General features: G+C 69.4%; 18 protein-coding genes and 2 pseudogenes. 4 read left to right on the forward strand and 16 right to left on the reverse strand.

All coding sequences use genetic code 11. The features are described from left to right. Nucleotides 1-13: 13 nt before the first annotated feature. Genes dgoD through ACBJ59_RS54090 form a run of 3 tightly spaced genes read right to left on the reverse strand, consistent with a single transcriptional unit; the run spans nucleotide 14 to nucleotide 3860 of the window. The gene (gene dgoD / locus ACBJ59_RS54080; RefSeq protein WP_375117800.1) at nucleotides 14-1165 is read right to left on the reverse strand and encodes a galactonate dehydratase; all 1152 of its coding nucleotides are present in this window, start codon (nucleotides 1163-1165) and stop codon (nucleotides 14-16) included. 26 nt (nucleotides 1166-1191) lie between these two features. Continuing rightward, complete coding sequence (locus ACBJ59_RS54085; RefSeq protein WP_375117801.1) at nucleotides 1192-3051, reverse strand: hypothetical protein; 1860 nt, start codon at nucleotides 3049-3051, stop codon at nucleotides 1192-1194. Then, on the reverse strand, nucleotides 3048-3860 hold the full coding sequence (locus ACBJ59_RS54090; RefSeq protein ID WP_375117802.1) for an IclR family transcriptional regulator: 813 nt from the start codon (nucleotides 3858-3860) through the stop codon (nucleotides 3048-3050). Before ACBJ59_RS54090 ends, ACBJ59_RS54085 begins: the two co-directional genes overlap by 4 nt. Nucleotides 3861-4003: 143 nt before the next feature. On the opposite strand from ACBJ59_RS54090, the gene ACBJ59_RS54095 reads away from it, so the two are divergent. Together ACBJ59_RS54095 and ACBJ59_RS54100 are read left to right on the forward strand one after the other, a co-directional pair. Continuing rightward, nucleotides 4004-8227, forward strand: a complete 4224-nt coding sequence (locus tag ACBJ59_RS54095) for a right-handed parallel beta-helix repeat-containing protein (protein WP_375117803.1) — start codon at nucleotides 4004-4006, stop codon at nucleotides 8225-8227. Nucleotides 8228-8298: 71 nt separating this feature from the next. Then, nucleotides 8299-8835, forward strand: coding sequence for a hypothetical protein (locus ACBJ59_RS54100; RefSeq protein ID WP_375117804.1), 537 nt, complete (start codon nucleotides 8299-8301; stop codon nucleotides 8833-8835). Here the strand turns inward: ACBJ59_RS54100 and ACBJ59_RS54105 are convergent. The 9 genes and pseudogenes from ACBJ59_RS54105 to ACBJ59_RS54145 all read right to left on the reverse strand — a co-directional run bounded on the left by ACBJ59_RS54105 (nucleotide 8795) and on the right by ACBJ59_RS54145 (nucleotide 15953). After that, nucleotides 8795-9685, reverse strand: a complete 891-nt coding sequence (locus ACBJ59_RS54105; RefSeq protein ID WP_375117805.1) for an NAD-dependent epimerase/dehydratase family protein — start codon at nucleotides 9683-9685, stop codon at nucleotides 8795-8797. The two genes, ACBJ59_RS54100 and ACBJ59_RS54105, sit on opposite strands and share 41 nt — an antisense overlap. Before the next feature lie 117 nt (nucleotides 9686-9802). Further along, nucleotides 9803-10615 (reverse strand): IclR family transcriptional regulator, encoded by an 813-nt coding sequence (locus tag ACBJ59_RS54110; RefSeq protein ID WP_375117806.1) that lies wholly within the window; start codon nucleotides 10613-10615, stop codon nucleotides 9803-9805. Between the two features lie 250 nt (nucleotides 10616-10865). Then, a pseudogene (locus ACBJ59_RS54115) lies at nucleotides 10866-11207 on the reverse strand (transposase); the annotation flags it as partial. A gap of 739 nt (nucleotides 11208-11946) precedes the next feature. Next, nucleotides 11947-12801, reverse strand: coding sequence for an amidohydrolase family protein (locus tag ACBJ59_RS54120; RefSeq protein ID WP_375117807.1), 855 nt, complete (start codon nucleotides 12799-12801; stop codon nucleotides 11947-11949). Between the two features lie 109 nt (nucleotides 12802-12910). After that, entirely contained in the window at nucleotides 12911-13180 is a 270-nt protein-coding gene (locus ACBJ59_RS54125) for a hypothetical protein (RefSeq protein WP_375117808.1), read from the reverse strand. A gap of 502 nt (nucleotides 13181-13682) precedes the next feature. Beyond that, nucleotides 13683-14255, reverse strand: coding sequence for a DoxX family protein (locus ACBJ59_RS54130; RefSeq protein WP_375117809.1), 573 nt, complete (start codon nucleotides 14253-14255; stop codon nucleotides 13683-13685). Nucleotides 14256-14384: 129 nt separating this feature from the next. Further along, nucleotides 14385-14909: a pyridoxamine 5'-phosphate oxidase family protein gene (locus ACBJ59_RS54135; protein ID WP_375117810.1), complete on the reverse strand. Its 525-nt coding sequence runs from the start codon at nucleotides 14907-14909 to the stop codon at nucleotides 14385-14387. A gap of 76 nt (nucleotides 14910-14985) precedes the next feature. Continuing rightward, a complete protein-coding gene (locus ACBJ59_RS54140; protein WP_375117811.1) occupies nucleotides 14986-15603 on the reverse strand; it encodes a glyoxalase in 618 nt (205 codons plus the stop codon). 17 nt (nucleotides 15604-15620) lie between these two features. Further along, on the reverse strand, nucleotides 15621-15953 hold the full coding sequence (locus tag ACBJ59_RS54145; RefSeq protein ID WP_375117812.1) for a VOC family protein: 333 nt from the start codon (nucleotides 15951-15953) through the stop codon (nucleotides 15621-15623). 138 nt (nucleotides 15954-16091) lie between these two features. On the opposite strand from ACBJ59_RS54145, the gene ACBJ59_RS54150 reads away from it, so the two are divergent. After that, entirely contained in the window at nucleotides 16092-18917 is a 2826-nt protein-coding gene (locus ACBJ59_RS54150; RefSeq protein ID WP_375117813.1) for a LuxR C-terminal-related transcriptional regulator, read from the forward strand. A 1402-nt stretch (nucleotides 18918-20319) separates the two neighbouring features. Here ACBJ59_RS54150 and ACBJ59_RS54155 read toward each other — a convergent pair. The 3 genes from ACBJ59_RS54155 to ACBJ59_RS54165 form a co-directional block, all read right to left on the reverse strand. Continuing rightward, the gene (locus ACBJ59_RS54155; protein WP_375117814.1) at nucleotides 20320-21171 is read right to left on the reverse strand and encodes a recombinase family protein; all 852 of its coding nucleotides are present in this window, start codon (nucleotides 21169-21171) and stop codon (nucleotides 20320-20322) included. 506 nt (nucleotides 21172-21677) lie between these two features. After that, nucleotides 21678-21995: a hypothetical protein gene (locus tag ACBJ59_RS54160; RefSeq protein WP_375117815.1), complete on the reverse strand. Its 318-nt coding sequence runs from the start codon at nucleotides 21993-21995 to the stop codon at nucleotides 21678-21680. 154 nt (nucleotides 21996-22149) lie between these two features. Next, on the reverse strand, nucleotides 22150-22713 hold the full coding sequence (locus ACBJ59_RS54165) for a deaminase domain-containing protein (protein ID WP_375117816.1): 564 nt from the start codon (nucleotides 22711-22713) through the stop codon (nucleotides 22150-22152). Between the two features lie 38 nt (nucleotides 22714-22751). Here ACBJ59_RS54165 and ACBJ59_RS54170 point away from each other — a divergent pair. Then, a pseudogene (locus ACBJ59_RS54170) lies at nucleotides 22752-22922 on the forward strand (Tn3 family transposase); the annotation flags it as partial. 11 nt (nucleotides 22923-22933) lie between these two features. Here the strand turns inward: ACBJ59_RS54170 and ACBJ59_RS54175 are convergent. Beyond that, complete coding sequence (locus ACBJ59_RS54175) at nucleotides 22934-23212, reverse strand: hypothetical protein (RefSeq protein WP_375117817.1); 279 nt, start codon at nucleotides 23210-23212, stop codon at nucleotides 22934-22936. Nucleotides 23213-23356 lie beyond the last annotated feature (144 nt).

The following is a 23356-nucleotide window of genomic DNA, read 5'->3' on the forward strand; positions in this document are numbered from 1 at the left end:
CATGCTGACATCATCACCATTCCGCATGAGAGCCGTCGTCATGGCGCCAGCGCGGAACACGCCAGCCGCGCTCAGAGCCGTCGGCCTTGCGGACCGCGGACTCGTCGAGGTCGACGCCGAGCCCGGGACGGTCCGTCCGGCAGGCGTGTCCCTCCTCGATCTCGAACGGCGCCGTGTCCACCACGTAGCCGAGCGGCCCGGCCTGGCCGGCGCGGTCGTACCCGATGCCGAGGCTCTGCTCCTGGATCAGGAAGTTCGGCGTGGCGAGGTCCACCTGGAGGCTCGCGGCCAGGGCGATGGGTCCCAGAGGGCAGTGCGGCGCCAGGAAGGCTCCGAAGGTCTCCGCGAACGCGGCGATCCTGCGTACCTCGGAGATCCCGCCGGCGTGGGACAGGTCCGGCTGCGCGACGGCGACGCCGGCCTGGAGTGCCGGGAGGAAGTCGGTGCGGCTGAAGAGCCGCTCCCCCGTCGCGATCGGCACGGGGGCGCTCTCGACGATCGAGCGCAGATGCATCGCGTGCTCGGGCAGCAGCGGTTCCTCGACGAAGAGCGGCCCCATGGGCGCCAGGGCCGGCAGGAGCACGCGAGAGGCGGCGTACGACATCCTTCCGTGGAAGTCGATGGCAAGCCCGCGCTCGTCGCCCACCACCTCCCGGACCGCGGCCACCTTCGCGAGCACGGCGTCGACGTCCGCCGGCGCCGGCACCACGGGGGAGCGACCGCTGCCGCCCATCTTCACGGCGGTGAAGCCGGCCTCGACGGCCCGCGCCGCGGAATCCCGCAGCTCGGATGCGTCCGCCCCGTGAACCCAGCTGTACATCCGCACGCGGTCACGAACCGGCCCGCCCAGCAGCCGGTGGACGGGCACGCCGAAATGCTTGCCCGCGATGTCCCACAGAGCCTGGTCGATCCCCGCGACCGCGCTCGACAGGACCGGACCACCGCGGTAGAACCCGCCGCGGGTCAGGACCTGCCAGTGGTCCTCGATGCGCAGCGGATCGGCGCCGAGGAGGTACTCGGCCAGCTGCTCGACGGCCGTGCGGACGACCTCCGCCCTCCCCTCGACGACCGGCTCGCCCCAGCCGACGATGCCGCTGTCGGTCTCTATCCGGCAGAACAGGTAGCGAGGGGGGATCAGAAACGTCTCGATCCTGGCGATGCGCATGCGAACTCCCATCGTGGTGGCTGTCATCAGAGCGGGACGCGTCGGGTGGAGATCTCCAGGCGCAGCGCGGCGCACGGGTCGAGCCGCACCGTGAAGGCGTCCGCCTCGACCTCGATCTCGCGCCAGGCCGGGCGCGGGACCGGCCGATCGCCGTAGGCGAGAGGCCCGGGATACGCCTCGCCGTCGTCCTGGCCGGCACTGTGGCGCAGGTAGGTGAAGCGGTGGTCGCCGAGATGGCCCGGGCCGACCAGGACAGTGCGGGGGCTCGTGAGCGAGGTGTTCACGAGTTCGAGGTGGAGCCGGTCCGCTGACACGCCGCTCACCAGTGCGGCGACGCCGGGCGGCAGTCCCGCCCGCTTGCGCTCGGGATCGTGGTAGCTGAGGCGGGAATGGAGCAGGCCGCCGTTGTAGACGGGCACGGGGCAGCCGAAGGCGAGCTGGAGCAGCGCTTCGATCACGACGGGGTTCAGCATCTGCCAGTGGTGCACGTGCACGGTGGCGAGGTCGGCGTGGTCGGCGCGGATCTGTTCGACGCGCCAGGCGACCTCCGCCAGGCTCTCCAGGAGCACGGCCTCGGGGTATCCGGGATTGGCGCCGTCCAGGTAGCGCCGCCACGCCTTCGTGTTCGCGTCGGCGAAGCGGCCGGGGCCGCGCGCGACCACGGACCAGTCGGCAGGATCGGCCGTGCGCACGCGATCGAGCCGCGCGCGATCGGCCGGATCACCCGTCAGCAGCTCGAGCGTGCTGACCAGGCGGACGGGGATGGGCAGCTCGTCGAACCAGCCGCCGTCCCGGTACCGATGGGGAGCGACGAGCTCGCCGTCGACGACCCGCGCCCGGTCGAGCGCGACGTCGAGAGCGGCGCGCGGTAGCTCGAAGTACCGGTCCTCGCCCGTCAGCAACCGGGCGACGGACGCCGCGACGAGAGCCGCCGACGCGATCGGCTCGAGGCCGTGCGGCCAGGACCATCCGTACAGCCCGCCGTACCAGCGGCCCCCGTGGTATTCGCCGACGACGCCCGACGTCCCGACGTTGTCGGGCACGAGGCCGCCGTTGGCCTGGGCTCGCTCCATCCATGCGCCGACGTACTCGATCACCCACCGCCGGTACTTCTCGTCGCGGGTCGCCAGATAGGCGCTGCCGACGAGCCCGGTGGCCGTGAGCGAGACGGCGACGTCCCCCCGTCCCATGCGCGCGTTCATCTCCTCGCCCATGCGCGCGGCCGCACCGGGGCGCAGGAGATCCTCGAACGTCTCGATGCCCGGTACGTCGGTGAGCGGCAGGCCGTACGGCTCATGCCGCGCGCTCCAGTCGTAACGGGCGGCGTCGTCGGTGAACGGGGCGGAGTAGCGGTACGGCCCCGTGCGCGCGCCTCCGCTTCCGACGTGCGGGGCGAGGAAGGCGCGGTGCTCCGGGTCGTAGTTGCCGTGGCGAGGATCCACGAAGAGGTCGGCGAATCCGGCCAGCCGGCGGCGCAGCTCGGGAGAGTCGGGCCTGGCCCTCGCGAGACCGTAGAGGAGCATGTTGCCCTCGCCCTGGTGGAACCAGTCGTAGCCGCGCTCGTAGCCGCGCAGGGCCTGCCCGTACCGTTCGAACTGCGCCGTCACCCCCTCCCACCCGCGCGCGGCGGCCTGGAGCAGGAGGTCGTCCGCGCCGACAAGGTAGGCCAGCGGCCAGTTCCAGTAGGCCTCATAGCCGTCGTCGAGACCGTCGCGTCCCGGGAACTCCGCACGCCAGATGAGGCTGCCGTCCGAGCGCGTGTACTTGTCCAGGTACGGGACGACCGCGCGGGAGAGCTCGTCGATGAGCCGGCGCTCCAGCACCGCCCAGGCCGGGACGGGGCGGCCGGTGCCGCGCGCCTGGATGACGACGTGCCCGGGGCTCACTTGGCACGCTCCAGCCGATCGGAGGAGCTGCCGGCTCCTGAGACGGAAGCGGCCACGTCGCGAAGGATCACGAGCATCGCCGATATCCCGGCGTCGTCGAGCCTGGCCTTCAGCATCGAGCAGCTCACCGCGTACGGCCCCTCGGACTCGGGAAGGCCACGGACCGCCACGGCCACGCCGAAGACGCCGAGGTAGCTCTCCTCGTCGTTGATGGCATACCCGCGCTCCCGCACGCCCCGGATGTCGCGCATGAGGTCGTCGACGTCGACCTTGCTCAGGGGCGTCATGGCGCGGAGACCTCCCGCGGAGGTGAGAAGCGAGCGGACTCCGGCGTCGTCGAGCTGGGCGAGCATGGCCTTGCCCAGTGCCGTGCAGTTCGCCGGTAGGTGCTGGCCGACCCGCGGCGCGACGGCGATCGCGTCCCTGCCGTAGCTCCTGGCGACGTTCATCGACTCCAGTCCCTCCATGGTCGCGAGGTGGATCGTGAAGTCGTGGACGTTCTCGTGCATCCGGCAGTAGTCGTTGAACCGCTGGATCGGATCGGAGCCGGCCAGGTAGAAGCCGCTCAGCTCGACGAGGCGGTGGCCGAGCACGAAACCGTCCTGCGCGGCGTTGAGCAGGCGCAGCTCGACCAGGGCCGAGCACACGTTCGCCGCCGACGACCGCGCTATGCCGATCTCCTTGGCGATCTCCTGCAGGGACACGGGGCGCGGGCCGCGCGCGGCCACGACGTCCAGCACCGCGCCGGCGCGCAGCACCGCGGGGGCAGGAGTTGCGCTGCCCCATCCGCCGATCGCGGAGTTCGACATCGCGCCCCCTTCATTCAGACGTCCTGCTGTCAACATGCTGACAATAATGGTCAGCATGTTGGAATTTCGTCAATCTATTGACGCACCTCGGTCGTGATCCTACCTTCAACTCCGAACCTGACGACAGCGAGGAGAGGTGCGGCGTGGCCCGGGAACTGAGTCGAAGAACGGTGCTGAAGCTGGCGGGAGTACAGGGGATCGTGGCGGCCGCCCTGCCCCACCTCGTCACCGGTCCGCGTCCGGCACGCACCCGCCTCCACGAGAACGCGAACCGCTTCTACGTCGCCCTCGACGGGGACGACGCATGGAGCGGCACGCTCGCCTCGCCGGCCGGCGGCGGCTCGGACGGCCCGTTCCGCACCCTTGGCCGCGCCCGCGACGCCGTACGCGCGCTCAAGGCGAAGGGCCCCCTCACCAGGCCCGTCGAGATCGTGGTCCGTCGCGGGACCCACTACCTGGACCAGACCCTGCAGCTCGAACCCGCGGACTCCGGCACCGAGGAGTGCCCCATCGTCTGGACGGCCGCGCCGGGCGAGCACGTCACCATCAGCGGCGGTCGCGAGATCGCGGGACCCTGGACGGCGGCGGACGGCTCGATCATGTCGACCGGCATCGCCGCCCCGTGGGCCTTCCGCACGCTCTTCGTGAATGGCGAGCGGCAGACGCTCGCCCGCTTCCCCAACAAGAACCCGAACAAGCCGCAGAGCGAGGTCATCTACCACGGCGGGCAGAACCCGAACCGGATAGTTTCGGGCCTCGTCCGCTCCGGCGACTTCATCGAGCACGAGTTCACCGTCGCCACGGCGGGCGGCTACGACCTGTGGCTGGGTGTCGCCACCGTCGAACAGCAGCTCCAGCAGTACCTCGAGCTGTCCGTCGACGGCACCGTGCTGCCGCTCGGGACCATCTCCGGCAGCGGCGGATACCGGGCAGTGCGCTACAGCCTCGCCTCGGCGGGCGTGGTCCTCGCGCCCGGCAGGCATCGCCTGCGGATCAGCAACACGGTCACCGAGTGGGAGCGCCGCATCCACCTCGACGCCGCCGTCCTCACGACCTCCAAGGACTTCGCTCCGGACGGCCCCGACATTCCGCCTCCTGCCACGGGCGAGTCACGCGTCGTCGTCCAGCTCGACGATGAAGGGACGATGACGGCCGGGTTCAGCTCCATCCTGTTCGACCGCCACGTCGTCGCGACCGTGCCGCCCGACCCGAACACCACCCAGATCTGGGCCGACCCCTCCCTCGTCAAGGCATCGTGGGCCACCGATCCGCAGGCGCGCGCCGAGATCTGCACGGCCCTGCAGTACTTCGACTCCGAAGCCAGGATCGAGAGCGTCGACACCGGCTCGGGCGTCATCCGCGTGACCCAGCTGTCGGAAGTGACCGCCATCCAGGCGGCGAACCACTTCTTCGTCTCCGGAGTCCGTGAGGAGCTGGACACCGAGGGCGAGTGGTACGTCGACCCGGCATCCGGCCGGGTCGACCTCTGGCCGCGTGAAGGCGTCGACCTGAACACCGCCACCGTCGTGGCGCCCAAGCTCACCCGGCTGCTCAATCTCACGGGCGACGCCGTGAGCCCGTCCAAGGTCGAATGGGTGACCTTCCGGGGCTTCACCTTCAGCCACTGCGCCGCCGGCGGCACGTACCAGTCGCTCAGGTCCCCGACCGATGCCGCCATCCAGCTCAGCTCCGCGCAGCACTGCACGATCGAGGACTGCACGATCACCCACGTCGACGGCTACGGAGTCTGGCTGCACCTCGACAGCGTCGAGAACACCATCGCCCACAACGAGATCACCGACATGGGCGTCGGCGGCGTGCTGCTCACGGCCGCGGCCCTGGACTACGCGACCGCCGGATACATCTACGACCCGCGCCCCGAGGTGAAGGATCTCGCCCCGCTCCGCAACGCCTTCGTCCGCAACCACATCCACCACGGCGGGCAGGTCCGGCTCCAGTCCGCGGGGTTCAACCTCGGCAGCCGGCCGGACTCGACCGCCTTCGACGCCGGCAACGTGATCGCCTACAACCACATCCATCACATGCCCAGGCAGGGCATCTTCGCGTTCCGCAACCAGGGCGGCAACATCGTCGCCTACAACCACATCCACGACGTGGTGTTGAGGACCGCGGACGCGGGCGCGATCAACTTCGCCACGATGACGAACCTGACGGCGCCGATCCTCGTCCGCGACAATCTCGTACGGCACGCGCCGGGCCTGCTCAGCCAGGGCGTCGAACACCGCAAGGACTACGGGTTCGGCCTCTACGCCGACCACTCGACGAGCCAGGCATGGTGGGTGCGGAACACGGTGAGCGCCGCGACGAACCCCGTCTTCTTCCACGGCGGCCAGTTCAACATGTACTTGTCCAACGTCATCGCCGACCCCGGCCAGATCTGGGGGCAGGACACCGACCAGAACATGCGCCAGAACGTCGCCCGCCTCAACGTGCTGAGCAACGTCCTCGCCACCGCGCCCGTGTACCGCCTGGTCGCGACGCTGCGCGCGGTGTACGACGTGTTCAGGGCCGACCCGGCGCTCGCGCTCGACGCGGATCGCAACCTGCTCTTCGGCAAGGGCCCGCTCGTGGTGGAGCCGCACGTGACGCTCGATGCGTGGGTCGCGGCGGGCAATGACGAGAACCGGATCGAGAAGGACCCGAGGTTCGTCGATCCCGCCTCGGGCGACTACTCCCTCAGGAGGAACTCTCCCGCCCGGTCCTTGCCGATCGCCAGGTTCGACCCCGACGACGCCGGCGACACGAGCCCGGTCACGATGACGTTCGACATCGATGCGATGGCGGCCGTGCGTGCCACGGCGACGCGGACGGTCTCGGGCGACGGCAAGACCGCGGTCTTCGGCACGGCCGTCCCCGAAGCGGGTTTCTACCGCGTCTACGCCAAGCGGGACGCCGCGACGGCGACGCCGCAGCACCTCGCGGTGACGGTCACGCACCGCGACGGGGTCTCCCGGTCGGCCTACGACGAGTGGGCGGTCGCCGGGCGGAATCCCGCCGTGCGCTTCGGCATCTACCTCGGTTCCTACTTCTTCGACCCGTCATCGGCCGCCACCGTCACCTTCTTCCAGCCCGGCGCCGCGGCCCCCGTCTTCCCCGCCCAGGTGATCCTGTTGCGCGTCCCGCGGGTCGCCAACGACGGCGCCGGCATTCCGTGGGAGCTGAGCGTGTCGGCCGGAACGGCGAAGCTCGCCGTGAACGAGGCCGCCTCGCTCACCGCGCGGGTGGTCGACGCCGGCGGGATCGAGGAGCCATCCGCCCCGCACGGCGTCACCTTCACCAGTGACGCGCCGTCGGTCGTCAAGGTGAACCCGTCGGGCCGCGTCAAGGCGAGGTCGGCGGGCGTGGCGAGGATCACCGCCACCAAGAAGGCGGGGAAGTACACCCTGACGAGCCAGCCGCTCACGCTCTTCGTCGGCGACGTCCTCTGGTCCGTCACGATCGAACCCGCGCTCCCCCTGCTCCGCGTCGGGGACACCACCACGTTCTCCGCGACCGGGGTGCTCGACACCGGGGCGACCGCCGACCTCGCGGGCGCGACCATCACCTACTCGACACCGGACACGTCGATCCTCTCGCTCGGCGAGGACGGCACCGCCGCCGGTGTCGCCGCGGGTACGGCGACGGTCACGGCGACCGTCACGCTGGCCGGCGTCGAGCGCCGGACCGAGGCGACCATCCAGGTCGCCGGCTCCACCAGCCCGCTGCTGCGCTACAGCTTCGACGAGGCATCGTCGGGCACGGCCGACGCGGCAGACACCGGTGCCGCTCCGCTCGCCCCCGGCGCCTTCGCCGGGGCGGCCACCCGGACGACCTCCACGCCGAGCGGGTCGGGCGCGGCCCTGGATTTGACGGGTGGCGCCGGCTACGTCACGCCGGGCGCGGCGAACTCGGCGAAGCTGGACGGCCTGGACCGGTTCACGATCGCTCTGTGGGTCAAGTTGGCCGGCGATCCGGGGGTGTTCGACCGGCTCATCTCGCGCGGATCGTCGTTCGACTGGCAGATCGACGGCGGTACCCGGGCGGCGGTGGCCTCGCGGTTACGGCTCGGCACGGCCTCGGTCGTCCTGCCCGCCGTCGACATGTCGGGCTGGGCCTTCTACGCCTTCACCTCTGACGGGTCGACCGTGTCCGCCTACCGCGGCACGAGGCAGGAGGCGGTACGGCGGATCGCCCAGGCGTCCGTGGCGGGCGGCCTGGCCGCCGCCCCGGGCCAGGAGCTCAGGATCGGCTCGACTGCGCTGACCCCCGCCGACCGCACACCCCCGGCGCTCGTCGACGAGGTGCGCGTCTACGCGCTCGCGCTGCCACCGGTGTTCCTCGACGGGATCCGCACCCAGCCCGGCTGACGGCCATCGGCCCGATTCCCGGCGGATCGGGCCGCGTTTTCCTCGCGCACCGACGTTCCAGCGAGAGAGACATGACCCGCGCACTCGTCATGGGCGGAGCCAGGGGTCTCGGCGCAGCGGCGGCCGATCGGCTGCGAGGCGACGGCATCGAGGTCGTCCGGACCGACATCGCCGGTGACTGCGACGTCGTGCTCGACGTCACCGACGATCAGGCGATCGCGGAGGCGGCGAGCCGCATCGGTGCCGTGGACATCCCCGGGAACACCGCGGGGATCGTCGGGCCGGACGCGCCGCTACTGTCCACGACATCCTCATCCGTGGGCAAGGAACCGGCGATGACGGGCGTCCTGGTCAACGCGATCGCTCCGGCCGTCATCGCGACCCCGATGAACGACGACACCGCGCCGGAGGTGCCGGCGCACATCACGAGCCTCATTCCGATTCTCCGCCGGGGCGGTCTACGACCTCAGCGGAGGACGCGCCACCTTCTGAGCGCGGCCACCACCATCCGGGCGGCCGTACGTCCATGGCGGCGATCCCCGCGCCGGCCGATGCGCACCGGCCGGCTCAGGTGCCCACTTCCGCCGCGGCCGGACGGCTGCGCCTGATGCGAGCCCGCCAGCCGAGCACCCGGGCGGCCTCGCGGCAGTCGATGAGAGCGTGGTACGGATCGTCCGGATCGATCGCCGAGCCGGGCCGGAACTCGAACGGCACGCCCGGATAGTGGCGCGCGAGAAGATCGGCGGTCGGCGTGGTGACATGGGTGTCGGCGGCGGCGATCAGGAGCGCGTGGAAGCCGCCGAGCCGCGCGGCGAGCGCGAGCGTGACCGCGTCGGTGAGGTCCTCGGCGTCGATGTAGGAGAACAGCTCGGCGATCCGGCGCTGCGATTCCTCATCGAACGCGGACCGGTCCGCGTCGGCACTCGGCCGGCCGTCGTACCACAGCTCTGGATGCGTCACGAGGGTCGGGCGCAGGCAGACCGTGCTCAGGCCCCGCTGCTCGGTGAACAGGCGGCACAGCTCCTCGACGAGGTGCTTGGAGATCTCGTAGCCGTCACGCGGACAGGCCGGGAAGCCGTCGTCGAACGGGAGGCGGCGCGGCGGGCCCGCACTGATGATGCCCAGTGCCTGGATGCTGGAGGCGACCACCACCCGCGAGACCCCGGCCTCCTCGGCGGCGAGCAGCACGTTCCAGGTGCCTCCGACGTTGACGTCCAGTACCTCGCCCGTCCGGCCGGGGGCGTCGTAGGCGATGCCGGCCAGGTGCACGATCGACCGTACTCCCCGCGCGGCGGCGCGAAGTGCCGCGAGGTCGCGCACGTCGCCGATGGCGTCCGCGCCGGGGACCGCGTCGAAGGTGCGCACGTCAAGCCCGCGGGTGCGCAGCCCGCGGGCCATGAGCCGGCCGATGCGGCCCTCGCTGCCGGTGATGAGCACCGGGCCAGTCACGGCCTTCATGTCTCACCGCACTCTCGCCCCGGGCGGAGCCGATCTTTCTGTACGTCCGGCCATCGCTGCGTGTCCACTGCCACCACTCCCGCCACAGGACGACCCTGTCAGTATAGCGGCAAACTGTCACTCGGTTGTCGATGCTTTGCTGGCAGGATGCTCCAGTCCGGTGACCGCCGCGGCCACCTCGCGGAGCCTGGCCAGCATGTCGTCGATCCGCTCCTGGTCGATCGATGCCTTCAGCACCGAGCAGCTGACGGCGTACTGCGCTTCCGAGGGTGGGAGGCCCTCGACCGCCACGGCGAGCCCGTAGACGCCGACGTAGGACTCCTCGTCGTTGATCGCATAGCCCCGGCGCCGCACCTCCCGGATGTCGTCCAGGACCTCGCCGGGATCCGTCTTGCTGAAGGAAGTCATCGCGGACAGTGGCGCCCTGTCCCGCAGGAGCCGCTCGACGTGGTCATCCCCGAACTGGGCGAGCATCGCCTTGCCCAGCGCGGTGCAGTTGGCCGGCAGGTGCTGCCCGACCCGGGGCGCGACCGCGATCGAGTCGCGACCGTAGCTGCGAGCGACGTTCATCGACTCCAGGCCTTCGATCGTGGCGAGATGGATCGTGTACGCGTGCACGTCCTCGTGAAGCCGGCAGTAGTCGTTGAAACGCTGGATGGGATCGGCCGCGGCCAGGTAGAAACCGCTCAGCTCCACCAGGCGGTGTCCGAGCACGTACCCGTCCGGAGTCAGCTTCAGCATGCGGAGTTCGGTGAGCGCGGCGCAGATGTTCGCGACCGACGAGCGCGCGATGCCGAGGGCGCGCGCGATGTCCTGCAGCGGTACGGCGCGCCGCCCCGCCTGGGCGACGACGTCGAGCACCGAACCGGCGCGCAGCACGGCGGGAGCCGGCGAGGCGCTGTTCCAGTTCCCGGATGCGGGTTTGGGCATGTGATCTCCTCTCGCGGGTGCGGACACTGCCGGGTCGGGCGGATCTTGGTATCCCGGGAGGATTGCCAGCATACTGGCGCTCGCTCTAGCGGGCTGGCTGCTCCGGAAAGTCGCGTCGAGCTCTGTTGCATCTGATGAACGGCGGACTACCTGGCGACTCATCTGATGAAGCGAGGAGCCAGCATGACAGCGGTGACGGGGCTGGATGACGAGATCACGATCCTCAACGACTCCTTGACTGGACGCGCGATCACGCAGCTGACGAGCGGGTCGCGCGTGAACATGCACGCCTCCTACGACATCTCCCCTGGAGCCCCGACGGACGCCGGATCGTCTTCGCCTCCCACGAACCCGGGTCCACGGGCGCCGAAATCTGGATGCCGCGCTCCAGACAGCGGCGTTCCAGTTGGGCGAACCAGCGCTCGACCTGGTTGATCCAGGAGGAGTAGGTCGGGGTGAAGCGCAGCGTGAAGCGCGGGTGGGCCAGCAGCCAGGCATGCACCACCGGCACCTTGTGGGTGGACAGGTTGTCGCAGATGAGATGGACCGCCAGGCCCGGCTCGATCTGGCGGTCGATCTCCGGCAGGAAGTCGCGGAAGTTCGACGGCGCGGTGACGGGCCGACAGCTTGCCGATCACTTTGCCGGTGGCCGTGTTCAAGGCGGCGAACAGGTCAACGGTGCCGTGCCGGACGTAGTCGAAGCTGCGCCGCTCGGGCACCCCGGGCAGCATCGGCAGCACCGGCGCGCTCCGCTGCAACGCCTGAATCTGCGGCTTCCCATCGACGGCGAACACCGCGGCATGGGCCGGCGGGGCCAGATACAAGCCGAACGCCCGCCAGATGCCGGGCCACGCTGGTCGGCGAGATCCCCACCTGGCGGGCCAGTTCCCGTTTGGACCAGTGTGTGGATTCCGGCCGGCACCTCTTCCAGGGTGCGCACCACCACCTCCTCCACCTGGGAGTCGGTGATGGTGCGCGGCACGCCCGGCCGGGGCTCGTCGGACAGCTCGTCCAGCCGATGGGCCAGGAAACGGCTGCGCCAGCGGCCACCGTCTTGCGGTCCAGCCGCAGCCGAGCCGCCACTGACACGTTGCCGCCGCCCTCGGCACAGGCGAGCACGATCCACGCCCGCATCGCCAACCCTTGCGCGGTGGAGCGGCGCCGGGCCCAGCCCGTCAACGTCCGCCGCTCTGCCTCGGACAACACCACCGGCTCGAGCCTGCTGTCCGCCATCTCTCCAGCAGACCTCAGCAGCCAGACATCGTCACCACCGCTCAGGCGAAACGAAACGAAACGCACCTCACGTGGCGTCCCTGATACTCACGACCGGCTCACCAGGCCATGAAGACCCGGGCCGCGGTGCCCCCGAAGAAGGCCGCCGCGGCTGCCGGGCTCAGCCTCCCGGCGTACTCGAGCGCGCGCCGCCTCGCGTACGGCTCTTGCTGGGTCCCGGCCGGAGGTGGCCACGGCCAGTTCGAGGCGTACATGAGGCGGCCGTCACCGAACAACTCGTGCGCGAGAGCGATCGCCTGCCCGATCCGGAGCTCGATGCGTTCGTCGCCGCCGGGTTCGGGCAGGTCGCTCAGCTTCGTCACCACGTGGGCGACCGAGCCGAGCCCCGCGATCCCCTCCTCCCACGCTTGCCACTCGGCCTCTGGACCCAGCCACGGCGGGCAGCCGAGGTGGTCGACGACGACCGCGCACTGCGCCGCCTCCGCCACGAGGCGGGCCTCGTCCAGGCGATCGGAAGGCGCCAGCAGCTCCAGCACCCGGCCGCCCGCGCCGAGGGCGGCGGTGCGATCGGCCACGAGGGCCGGGGTCCACGGTTCAGAGATGTCCGGCCGCAGCGCGAGCCGAGGCCCCCGCCAGCGAGAGCCCGCCGGATGCCGCTCGATCCTCGCAAGCCGCTCCGCGAAGTCCTCGCGCGCGAGTTCGAGCCGGCCGATGACACCTGCCACGACGGCCGGGTGCGCGGCGGCGACGTCGAGGAGCCGCTCGTTCTCGCCCGGGAACGGCCGGTCGGAGTCCATCACGATGGCGCGGGCGGGCCCCGGCCAGTCCGCCACCAGATCGGGAATGTCCCAGGGGCGGCTCAGCCTGGGCGGGCCGCCGCTCGCCCGCAGCGCCGCCGCCTTACGAGCCGACAGCAGGTGGACGTGAGAATCCAGCACCTGGTACGCGTGCACAAAGCCAATATATAGGCATTTTGTCAGAATGGTGACACATAGGAAGGCGGTGCGGCAACTGACGCGAACACCATGCGGCCTGCGCCTGCCGAAAATTCATCCACGCGGGTCACGACCCTGTGGCGTCGTTGTCGCCGATGATCGGATCCTTATCGGTGCCGAGACCGACGAAGTCGCCGTCGTTGGCCCACTGGGTCTTGAGGAACTCGAACAGCCGGACCAGGTCGGCGCCCATGAAGATGAACACCATGCCGCGTTCGGCGCCGTCGTCCTCCAGCTGTCCTTCGGGCAGCAGCGGGCCGTGGGTGGTGCCGCGGCGCAGCGCGCGGTGGATCCGCACGTCCACGATCGAGTCGCTCAGGGCGTCGCGCGGGTTCATGCGGCGGATGTGCGCGCCGAGCGGGCTGCGCAGCCCGGCCGGGTCCGGGCGGTGGAGGGGCTGGACGCGGGCGGGAACCCCGGTCCATCCGGTGTGCCGCCGTACGGCCGAGGCGATCCGCTTGGGATAAGCCTCCGTGCGATTCCTGCGCCGCTTGCCCGTTCTCGCGTACGCGCTGGGCGGGGCGGTGGCTGCTCAACCTCCTGGGGCCGCCTGCTGGGAACCCGGGGTCGAGGAACAACGGAAGGAGAAGTCTCGGGTTCTCAAGCCCACGAGGGGGTTTTCCCCAACGCGTCTCTCCGGGGGCCGCAATGACGATCTCGGATGTGACAAGGAAGACTGTCCCTGTCACATCCCGATGCCCACGCTGTGCCGCTGACCTGGACGAACACCGATATCGTGTGCGTCCTACAGCCTCCTCTGACCTGGACGAACACCGATATCGTGTGCGTCCTACAGCCTCCTCGCTCTCGCCGGGAGGCCGGCGTGCGAAATGGAGTGATCAGAATTGGACGGTAGTCATCGTGTACCACGTCGGAGCGCATACCAACAGGGCCAGTGCGCCGAGGACCGCGCACGACTTGAGTGCGCGTGAGGTGGTGATGCTCGCGGGTGCGATGGGCCTCAGCCTCCATCGTCCGGCCGCGATGAACGCCGCGACGCCGCCCAGCAAGAGATTCGCAGGCACCAAGGCGTATTCGCCGCGCATGATATGAAAACCGGCCGCGAGGATCATCGTCAGCGTCAGGCCGGCGGCGGCGAGCGGCGTCAGCTTCGGCTTGACCCCCGTCATCGCCGGCAAGATCAGGCCGACGCCGCCAAGCACCTCACAGACCCCGATGAAGACGATCAGGGGCTGCGGCACCGCGGCGTACCAAGCCACGGCCCGGGGCGCTGCCGCATACAGAACTCCGTCGTACAACAGGACCTTGCCGAAACCGCTGCCGGCAAAGAAGAAACCGAACAACACTTGAAGTGACCAAAGTGCGCCGTTGAGCGTGAACCTCGTTCCGCGCCTCTTGGGCTGCTGCTCAATGTCCTTAACGAGTAGGTTCTCGCTGACCTGCCGGTTCATGTCCTGTCACTACCTTTCAGGTTGGATTGGCCGGGTTTTGCTTGTTCCTGCGTCAGCAACAGCCACCGCGAAGTGGTCTCCTGTATGAGCGGCGGTGCCTTCGTCGTGGCCAGGACTCGCGCGGCCCGCTTACCCGGTGATTGTCGGAACCGAGGCTCTACGGGCATCGGAGGTCTCCCATCCTGGTGTTGCGTCACTGGTGAGCCACTTGCCGTCGGTCATGAGGTCGCGGCCGATGAGCTCATTCGCCTCGCGCCAGGCCTGTACCTGGCGCGGGGCCAGGTGGAAGTAGGGGTAGCCGCCGCGTTGTTCGCGGGGGTCGAAGCCGGTCTTGGCAGCGAAGGCGTCGCCGACCTCGTCCGGGATCTCGGTGGCGGGGATCATCTCGCGGAGGTCGGCATTGATGAGGATGACGTCGCGCGTGTGGCCCAAAGCGATCCTGATCGTGCCGGTCGCTTCCAGGAAGCGGGCCGTGGGGTTGGTTCCGGCCGTGGAGATGAGCAGGGTCTGGCCGTTCCAGAGGAACGACAGCGGCATGAGGTAGGGCGCGCTGGCCGGGTCGGCGGTGGCGAACCAGGCGTCGACGTCGCGCTCGAGCCGGTCCAGGGTGTCGCGGATCCGCTGGTCGAGGGAGCGGGCCGACGGGCGGGTCATGCTCATCATCTCCTTAGCCGAGGAAGGGGGGTGGCCGGACGGCGGGCGCGTTGTCGCCGTCCGGCTGGTGGTGGGTTCACCGGACCGAGCGGGAGATGGCCTCCCAGGTGAACCCGTCCGGGTCGGTGAGGGTGCCGGCGTCGGTGCCGATGACGAGCCGGTGTGAGCCGGTTCCCTCGACGGGAACGCCGGCGTCCTTGGCGGCGGCGCGGCGGGTGTAGAGGGCCAGCCTGATGGGCGCGGTGGCGAACTCGACGTACTTGCGGCCGAAGCTCTTGGCCACCGGCAGGCCGCGCTCGGCGTAGAAGCGCCTGGTCGCGGCGACGTCGTCGACGCCCAGCAGGAGGACGATGTCGTCGATGGTGCGGGTGGCCGGGCCGGTGTCCTTCTTGGCGGACGAGGCGATCTTCCAGAGCGTGCCGTACGGATCACGCAGGACACCGCCATATCCCCAGAAGCTCTTCGCGGGTGGCTTCAGCGTGGTCGCACCGCCCTGAACAGCGGTGCCGAAGAGGCTGTCCACCGTGCTCGGCTGGGAGACCACCAGCGACATGAGGTACCCGCGGAAGCCCGTCGTGGGCGCCTGTGAAGCGCGGGTGAGTACGTGAGCTCCCACCCCGAAAGCGGTGGCGTAGAAGTCGTCGGCGGCCGTGGGGTCGGGGACTTCGAACGTGACAGAGTGAATGGAGGTCATTGCCCGTTCCCTTCGGATCAGTCCTGGATGAGGCCGAGGACGTTGCCATCGGGGTCGGTGAAGGTGGCCACCAGGCGGCCGCCGCCGACGTCGTGCGCCGCCTCCTGCACCGTGGCGCCTGCGGCACTCACCTCGGCGAGCTTGGCCTCGATGTCCGGCACGTGCCAGTAGGCCACCGGGGTGGTCATGTTCTGCGGTCCACCGTTCGGCACCAGCCCGATGTGCTGACCGTCGGCCTCGAAGCCGACGTAGTACGGAGTGTCGTTGTCCGGCCGGCGGCCGAGCAGGGCCGCGTAGACCTCCTTGGCCTTGGCCAGGTCGGACACGGGATGCAGCACTGTCTTGATCATGATTGCTCCTGTAGGCGCGATCTGTTGTGCTCCTAGCTTCCATCCCGGCCCGGCCGGCGAGCATCCGTGGAGACCACGGAACCGACCACGGATCGCCGGCCCGGAGAGAGCACGAAACAGATACGACAGAATGTGACCATGGCGACAGAAGGTGACATCTCTCCGCGGGAGGCCGAGGTGCTGGAGCTCCTCGGCGCCCGCTTCAGCAACGCTGAGATCGCAGCGCAGCTGTTCATCTCGGTACGCACCGTCGAGAGCCACGTTTCCTCACTGCTGCGCAAGCTGGAGGTGCCGGATCGGCGAGCGCTCGCCCAGCGCGCAGCCGTCGATCAGCCTCATCAGGAACCGGTCCCCTTGCCGGCCCCGCTGACCTCGTTCATCGGCCGGGCCAAAGAGCGGGTAGAGCTGTCCGAAATGATCATGACGCACCGCCAGGTGACCGCGGTCGGTCCTGGCGGGGTGGGCAAGACCCGGCTCGCGCTTTCGGTCGCGGCGGAGGTAGCCGGCCGGTACGCCGACGGGGTGTGGTTCGTCGACCTGATCCCGCTCACCGATCCCGGCATGATCGCGACCGCCGTCGCGGGTGCGCTGGGACTCGGCGAGCAGCCCGGCCGCGACTTGACCGAGTCGGTGGTCGCCGCGATGGCTGACCGCCAGGCGTTGCTGGTGTTCGACAACTGCGAGCACGTCGTGGACGGGGTGGCGCGGTTTCTCGAGCCGCTGCTCGCGGCCTGCCCTGGCGTGAGGGTGCTGGCGACCAGCCAGGCCCGGCTGATGGTGCCGTTCGAGCGGGTGTATCAGGTCCCGCCATTGTCGCTGGACGGCGAATCGGACGCGGTCGCCTTGTTCACGGAACGGGCGGCGGCGGCCGGCCGGCCGCTCGACCCGCCACAGCACGACCAGATCGCCGCGATCTGTGCGCGGCTGGACGGCATGGCGCTGGCGATCGAGCTGGCCGCGGCCCGCTATCCGACGCTCGGGCTGGACGGCATCACCGCCGCTGTGTCCCACCCGCTTCGCATGCTCACCGGCGGCTCCCGCGCCGATGAGCGGCACCGCTCAGTGCGGGCCGTACTGGACTGGAGCCACGCCCTGCTGGAGCCGGCCGACCAGGAGCTCCTGCGCCGGGTGTCGATCTTCGTAGCGCCGTTCACCGTCTCGGCAGCGGCCGAGGTCGCCGGATCCGCGATGCATGTGGTCGCCGACGGACTGGCCCGGCTCGCCGAGCAGAGCCTGCTGGCGGTGACGCCATCCCCGAAGGGCACCTGCTACCGGGCCTTGGAGACCATCCGCCAGTACGGGACGGAACGGCTCAGCCAGGCCGGTGAGCTGGCCGGTACCCGGGCCCGGCACCTGCGCTGGTGCCTCACCCAGGCCGCCCATCTGGCAGTGGCCGGGCCGGACTGGCGGTCCCGGTTCGACGCGGTCGCCGATGACCTCCGCGCAGGGCTGAGCTGGGCGGCAAGCGAGCCGGAGCAGCGCGCGGACGCCTACCGCCTGGCCCGGCACCTGGCTGAGCTGACGTTCACCCGCCATCTGATCGGCGAATCGCAGCAGCGATACGAGCAGGCGTCCGCGCTCGCCGACGATCCCGCCGCCACCGCGTCCATGCTCCGGCAGGCCGCGGAGGTGGCGGGCTGCCGTACACGCGGCGATGACACCTACCGCCTCTACCGCGCCGCCGCGCAGGCCGCTCGCCACACCGGGGACACTGCCGGCGCCGCCGTGGACCTGGCCACCGCCGCCACCGCCGCGTACCGGTTCTCCAGCACGTTCGTGCAGCCCCCGCCCGAGGAGGAGGCGATCGCCCTGGTCTGCGAAGCGCGGGGCCTGGTCAGTGACGACCCCGCCGCCGAGGCGGCGGTGGCGCTGGCGGAGGCCGGGGTGCTCAGCGATGCGTTCGGCGCGGTTCAGGGCCCGGCCGACAACGCCGTACCGGAAACACTTGCACGCGCCGAACGTGCGGTCGAGCTGGCTCACCGTCTCGGCAACCCGCTCGCCGAGTCCGCGGCACTCGACGCGCTCACCGCGGCACACGCCTGGGCCGGTGACACATTCGCCTGCGCAGCCACAGCCAGGCGCCGGATCACGCTGCTCTCCTCCATGACGGACAAGCCGGAGACGCCGGGCGGCATCCACGAGCTGATCGACGGACTCGGCATGGCCGTACAGACCAGCCTCGGCGTGGGGAACCTGGCCGACGCCCTCCGGTGGGGACGGCAGCTGGCCGGCCATCCGGCGCTGGCCGAGGTGGGCCATCGGGCCACGAGCTGGCTGCTGGTCGCCGACGCGCTGGCGGGCAACGTCGACGAGCTGCTCGCCGCCGGCACGCGCTTCCTCGATGCGTGGCGGCGTGCCGACAGCCCGGCCAAGGCGGCCCTCGGCCCGGCGGCTGCCGCAGTGGCGATGATCCACAACTTCCGCGGCGACCACGACGCCGAGCACGAATGGCAGATGGTTCTGGATCGGCTCGGCGACTCATCCGAACGCACGTACGGCTACGGGGCGCTCTACGACGCGATGCGCATGCTCCATCACGGGCACGCCGGGGAAGCCATGGAGCGGATGGCGCCCGAGCCCGGTCAGGTGTGGAAGTGGGTGACCTGGATCTGGCTGCACTGGTACGTGGCGATACGCGCCGAGGCCACCGTTCTGGCCGGAAGTCCCCACGCGCGCGACCGCCTCGCCGACGCCCGTACAACGGTGGCCGGCAACCCGATCGCCGGCGCCATCGTGGAGCGGGCAGAAGCCTTCCTCGACCAGGACCAGGAGCGTTTGCTCGCCACCGCGGACATCTTCGAGGCCGCCGGCTGCCGCTACCAGGTGGCGCGGACGATGCTGCTGGCCGGTGGCGAGCATGCCGCCCGTGGCGCCGCCGTACTGGCTGATCTCGGGCTCGCCCCCATCACGGCCCGGACCTCCCCTAGCTACGACGGGCCGCCAACCCGGCGATCCGGCGGGTGAGCCGCGCTTGCGGGAACCAGCCACCGCCCAAGTAACGGCCCCCGCAGCGCTGCGGGGGCACGCTCAGACGGTCGCCGACGGGCTCACCAACCGTCTTCAAAGGAATTCGGGACGTGGACGGACTGACCGCCGCCCCAGTATCCGACGATGCACCGGCCGAACGACGGGTGAGTGGTGCCGTCCGGCACGGTTACCGATCCGTCCGTGGCGCCAGTCCGGGGGTTGGGCATATCCATGGTCCAGTAGCCGGTACAGCTCAGCCTGGCCGGTTGGGCCGCTGGAACGGTCGGCGCGGCTCTCGCCGCCGGTGCGGCGGCGAGGACGGCGGCGGCCAGGGCGGTGGGGATACGCATGGGCGGTTCCACCTGTCGGGAGTGGCGCTGGATGGGGACGGTCCGGCTCAGATGCTCAGCAGGTGCTGAGCATCTCGATCAGCGCTTCCTTCTCGCTCGCCTGCATGGACAGGCCCCAGTCGTGTTTGACGTCTGCCTGTGGGCCGATGGGCCTATGAGCCGATCGGCGCGAGACGACCTGCGGAAACGTCCCTACCGTCGCTATCGCGGTGGCGAGTGCCGGACTCATCCCCGAACGCCCAGACCGACAACTCGCGGTCGGGCACCCGCAGCCGTCACCCGCTGTGGCCCGCGGCAACGCTCTACTCTGGGGGTCATCGCACGGACCCTTGCGAGTGCAGGACCGAGGGCTCCAGAGCGGCGACGGCGCCTAGCGGGTGTTCGCATCGGGTTATATGGGTCCTCCCACTCCCGCACGGATGGGCGCGCCGCCACCGGATCATACGGCCCCGCCTTGGGACATCCCTCCGCTCTGTACGAACAAAACGCCTGCGGGGTCCCAAGGTCGAGCAGGTTTGGGCTGCAGGCCACCGGCGCGCCGGCGACGTCAGTGCGGTAAGGGTCGGCGGCCAGCAGGGCGGCGGCCGGCGCGGCAACGGCCGGGGCCAGGAGAAGACGACGCATGACGATCAGCCCGAGAGCTTCGGCCTGCATGGTTCGACCGTAGCCCCGCGCCGCGCCCGCGCCTACCGATACAGACGTTTCCGGTCGTGACTTGGGCGGTGGCTACTTCCCGGTCTTCCCTTCCCCGCAAGCGCGGCTCACCCCCCGGATCGTTGGGTTGGCGCCGCGTGGCGTCTTGCCAGGGGTAGCGCTCCGGAGGTCTACAAAATGGTCCCCTTTGGTGGCGATGAAGCGGTGGTGTTCGCGCTACGCCCCTTGCCATGCACGGAACAACCTGATGCTCTCGGCGAGTTGCGAGTGCATCGGGTACGGCAGCGCGTCCAGGGGATACGGCCGGAGTACGCCAGAAACACACCGCGTGGTGTAGAAGGGTGCCGGACTGTCAGCGCGAGCGCTGGCGGTGCCCAGCGACCTGAGCACGAAGGTCAGCGGCGGCCCCCGGTCTGGAGCACGGTGAACTCTGCGTGTGCCTGCTCGACGGCCTCGGGGTAGGTCTGCGTCTTGTCGTGCTCGGCCAGGGCGCGGTAGATGCTGGCCAGGGACGGGTTCTGGCCTTTGCGTTTCCCGGTGGGGATGATCAGGTCCTTGCGGATGTCTTCGACGCGTTCCCCGGCAGCTTTGCGGCGCAGCACGGTGTGCAGCATGTCGTCGGTGATCACCACGGGTCGGCCGCCGTGCTTGCCCTGGCGGGCGGCGGCGTCCAGGCCCTCCAGCGTGGCCTCGCGGATGGCCTCGCGTTCGGTCTCGGCCATCGCGGCGAAGAACGCGAACAGCATCCGGCCCGGCCCGGCCGGATCATAGATCCCGGCCAGCGGCCCGGCGAGCATCTCCAGCACCAGCCCATGCGCGGTCAGGTGGTCAGCCAGTGCAGTGAGTTCGGCGGCGTCGCGGCCGAGCCGCTTCATCTCATACACGGTCAGGATGACCCGGCAGTGCGGGGCGTGCGCCTTGATCTGCCGGGCCAGGGCGAGCGCGGCCTCGAACTGGGGGGGCACCTTGACCCGGGTTGAGATCTTCTCGGCGAAGATCTTCTCCCGGTCGATGCCGTGCGCGGCCAGCGCGTCCAGTTGCGACTGCAGTTCCTGGGTGAGGGCGGAGCAGCGGGCGTAGCCGATCCGGATGTCGGCCGAGGGCCTGTCGGCGTCGACGGGCGCGGGTGGCGGCGTGCCGGGCCGCCACGGCTGGCCGGGGTTGCGGTCGGCCGGGGTCGGCACCCGCAGCAGCTTGGCCAGCCGGGCCACTTTGGTGAAGCGGCCGGTGTGGTAGGTGCCGGCCACGGCGCCCGAACGCGACCGGCACGGCGAACCGGGCGTGACGGCGCATCGCGGGCACGGGTGACGCTCGACCTCATCGGCGTCACGGGTCTGTTCCGCGCCGATGGCGGACACGGAGGCTGATTCGGCGTGTTCGCAGGGGTACGGGGCGTCGGGCACGCCTCAGATGTTCTCACAAACATTTCTCAGAATCCGGCGATCGGCCGACTTGCATGAGAACGAGTTCTGAGAGGAAATCCGCCTCACTGGCGACCAGAACCGGCCCCGCGGAGCTGTCGGGTGATCTTCTCCGGCAATCGAGCGTTTGTGAGAGCGCGCATTGAGGGGGCCGCCCATGGTATAGAAGCGTGTGGCTCGCCAGTCCGGCACACGCCTTGACTGGCGAGCCACTACAGGTTGCGTATGCTGCAGCGGGGAGGCAGCGAACCCGGAGACCGATTCGGATGCACTTGCAGGCGGTGGTCTACTGATGTATCCCGATAGACTACCATTTGGTCACTCTGTGTTGATCAGTTCCGATCATTAAGGCCTGTCGTTGGGCTTACAGCTTCTCGCCAGAGCGACTTCCAGGCGAAGCCGCCGAAGCTTCGACTCTCCTTGACGGCAATTGATTCTCCTTCCATGTACATGAACACGCCGTCGACGTGCTCATCGAAGAAATACCATTGATATCCCTGATGAGAGGCGAAGTAGAACCGGCCCGCGAGGACGAATTTGTCGTCATCCGCAGCGACTAGATCCAATTCCGAGTGGATCATCACGACCGCCGTGAATAAGATATCCGTGCCTCGAAAAAGCCTCCCTGTCGAATGGCCGAATGCGCGCATGAAGCTAACGTAATCCGGAGGCAGGTTGAAATTTCCGCCAAGTGCACGGAGGCGAGCAATCTCGCTTTCCGTGCACCCAGCAATGTCGTTTTCGCGCGCGACGCCAGTCGCTAGAAGTTGTGCGCGAAATTCGACAGGATCGAACTCCCCGCCATCACGGTGTTCCGTAACCGACAATTACCTTGACTCCAGGGAATCGTTTTTGGAACTGCTCGATAACACTGCTACACGCATCGCATGGCGTACGTTCCGTGTAGAGATGGACGGTGCCTCGCAAGTTTTTGTTTATACGCGCTCCCACATATTCTAGCAGCTTCCTCTCCGCGTACCAAGGGCGAACGACGTCGCCGGCGGCCGGTTCGAAGAGAGTCCCCTCTGGCATGGTGACAGTTCCGGGTGGGCTTTTCTTCCCGCTGACAGACTCTAGATCAAAGGTGGTCCCGTCGATATCCGCTCGCCCTACTGCCACGTTTTGAGTCTTTTTCAGGGTGTTGCCCGAGTTTGCGCGGCGAGTGCGAACGTCTGAAGCGAGCCGCTCGCCATCGAACGCTACCTCCGCGACCTCGTCGGCTTTACTGAATATCCTACCGAAAGCCTTGCCCGCCCATTTTCCGAGCTTCGTAAAGGGAATGAAGCCTCCGGCCGCCCAAGCGCAGCTACTGGAGCTACCGTCCGAACAATTTATCTCGTCCTCGAAGGCGACGTAGAACCACGTCATAAAGCCGTTCTTGGCCGCATCGTAGAGAGACGGGCGCCCTGGAAGAAATGCGGGCCGAGGGTAAGAAGATCTCCGCCACCGACATCGCCCGGCTCTCACCCCTGGGCTTTGAGCATTTCAACATGCTGGGCCGCTACAGCTTCTCCCTGCCGGAGCTGGTCCGGGACGGACAACTGCGGCCGTTGCGCACGCCCCCGCCCGCCGAGTAGCCCCCTCTTGTTCAGCGCGCCGGTTGCTCCCGGTCGGGACGGCCCTCGGCCAGCATCCGGCGCACCTGCTCATGCGAGATCCCGGCGCTCGTGCCGATCTTGCGCAGGCCCCATCCCTCACCTCGCGCGTCCGCCATCGCCTCGTTCAACGCCGCGTCGGTCACCTCTTCCAGCATCACGCGCAACTCCGATAGCCGGCGCAGCCGTATCGCGGGCGCCAAGTCAGCGATCTCCCGACAAAAACGATCAACATCAGCGCGCAGGAACGCCACACCCTCAGACTCCGTCATCGGGCAAGCCTGCCCTGGTCAAACCCTTGGCGTCAACAGATGTGACACCAAGCCCGGTTGGCCGTTCCACTCCTACTGGAAGGCCGTCCTGAGCCGTGGATCAGTTTTGGGCCTGTGAACGATGGATGGGGGATGTGAGTGATA

The organism is Nonomuraea sp. MTCD27 (assembly GCF_041950495.1).
In the GTDB taxonomy this organism is placed as follows: Bacteria; Actinomycetota; Actinomycetes; order Streptosporangiales; family Streptosporangiaceae; genus Nonomuraea.

What these genes read in the sequence shown, in the direction of transcription:
- dgoD (WP_375117800.1), bottom strand. Translation starts at nt 1,165, where the DNA reads ATGCGCATCGCCAGGATCGAGACGTTTCTGATCCCCCCTCGCTACCTG.
- ACBJ59_RS54090 (WP_375117802.1), bottom strand. Translation starts at nt 3,860, where the DNA reads ATGTCGAACTCCGCGATCGGCGGATGGGGCAGCGCAACTCCTGCCCCC.
- ACBJ59_RS54100 (WP_375117804.1), top strand. Translation starts at nt 8,299, where the DNA reads ATGACCCGCGCACTCGTCATGGGCGGAGCCAGGGGTCTCGGCGCAGCG.
- ACBJ59_RS54105 (WP_375117805.1), bottom strand. Translation starts at nt 9,685, where the DNA reads ATGAAGGCCGTGACTGGCCCGGTGCTCATCACCGGCAGCGAGGGCCGC.
- ACBJ59_RS54110 (WP_375117806.1), bottom strand. Translation starts at nt 10,615, where the DNA reads ATGCCCAAACCCGCATCCGGGAACTGGAACAGCGCCTCGCCGGCTCCC.
- ACBJ59_RS54125 (WP_375117808.1), bottom strand. Translation starts at nt 13,180, where the DNA reads ATGAACCCGCGCGACGCCCTGAGCGACTCGATCGTGGACGTGCGGATC.
- ACBJ59_RS54130 (WP_375117809.1), bottom strand. Translation starts at nt 14,255, where the DNA reads ATGAACCGGCAGGTCAGCGAGAACCTACTCGTTAAGGACATTGAGCAG.
- ACBJ59_RS54135 (WP_375117810.1), bottom strand. Translation starts at nt 14,909, where the DNA reads ATGACCCGCCCGTCGGCCCGCTCCCTCGACCAGCGGATCCGCGACACC.
- ACBJ59_RS54140 (WP_375117811.1), bottom strand. Translation starts at nt 15,603, where the DNA reads ATGACCTCCATTCACTCTGTCACGTTCGAAGTCCCCGACCCCACGGCC.
- ACBJ59_RS54145 (WP_375117812.1), bottom strand. Translation starts at nt 15,953, where the DNA reads ATGATCAAGACAGTGCTGCATCCCGTGTCCGACCTGGCCAAGGCCAAG.
- ACBJ59_RS54150 (WP_375117813.1), top strand. Translation starts at nt 16,092, where the DNA reads ATGGCGACAGAAGGTGACATCTCTCCGCGGGAGGCCGAGGTGCTGGAG.
- ACBJ59_RS54160 (WP_375117815.1), bottom strand. Translation starts at nt 21,995, where the DNA reads ATGCGCGCATTCGGCCATTCGACAGGGAGGCTTTTTCGAGGCACGGAT.
- ACBJ59_RS54165 (WP_375117816.1), bottom strand. Translation starts at nt 22,713, where the DNA reads ATGACGTGGTTCTACGTCGCCTTCGAGGACGAGATAAATTGTTCGGAC.
- ACBJ59_RS54175 (WP_375117817.1), bottom strand. Translation starts at nt 23,212, where the DNA reads ATGACGGAGTCTGAGGGTGTGGCGTTCCTGCGCGCTGATGTTGATCGT.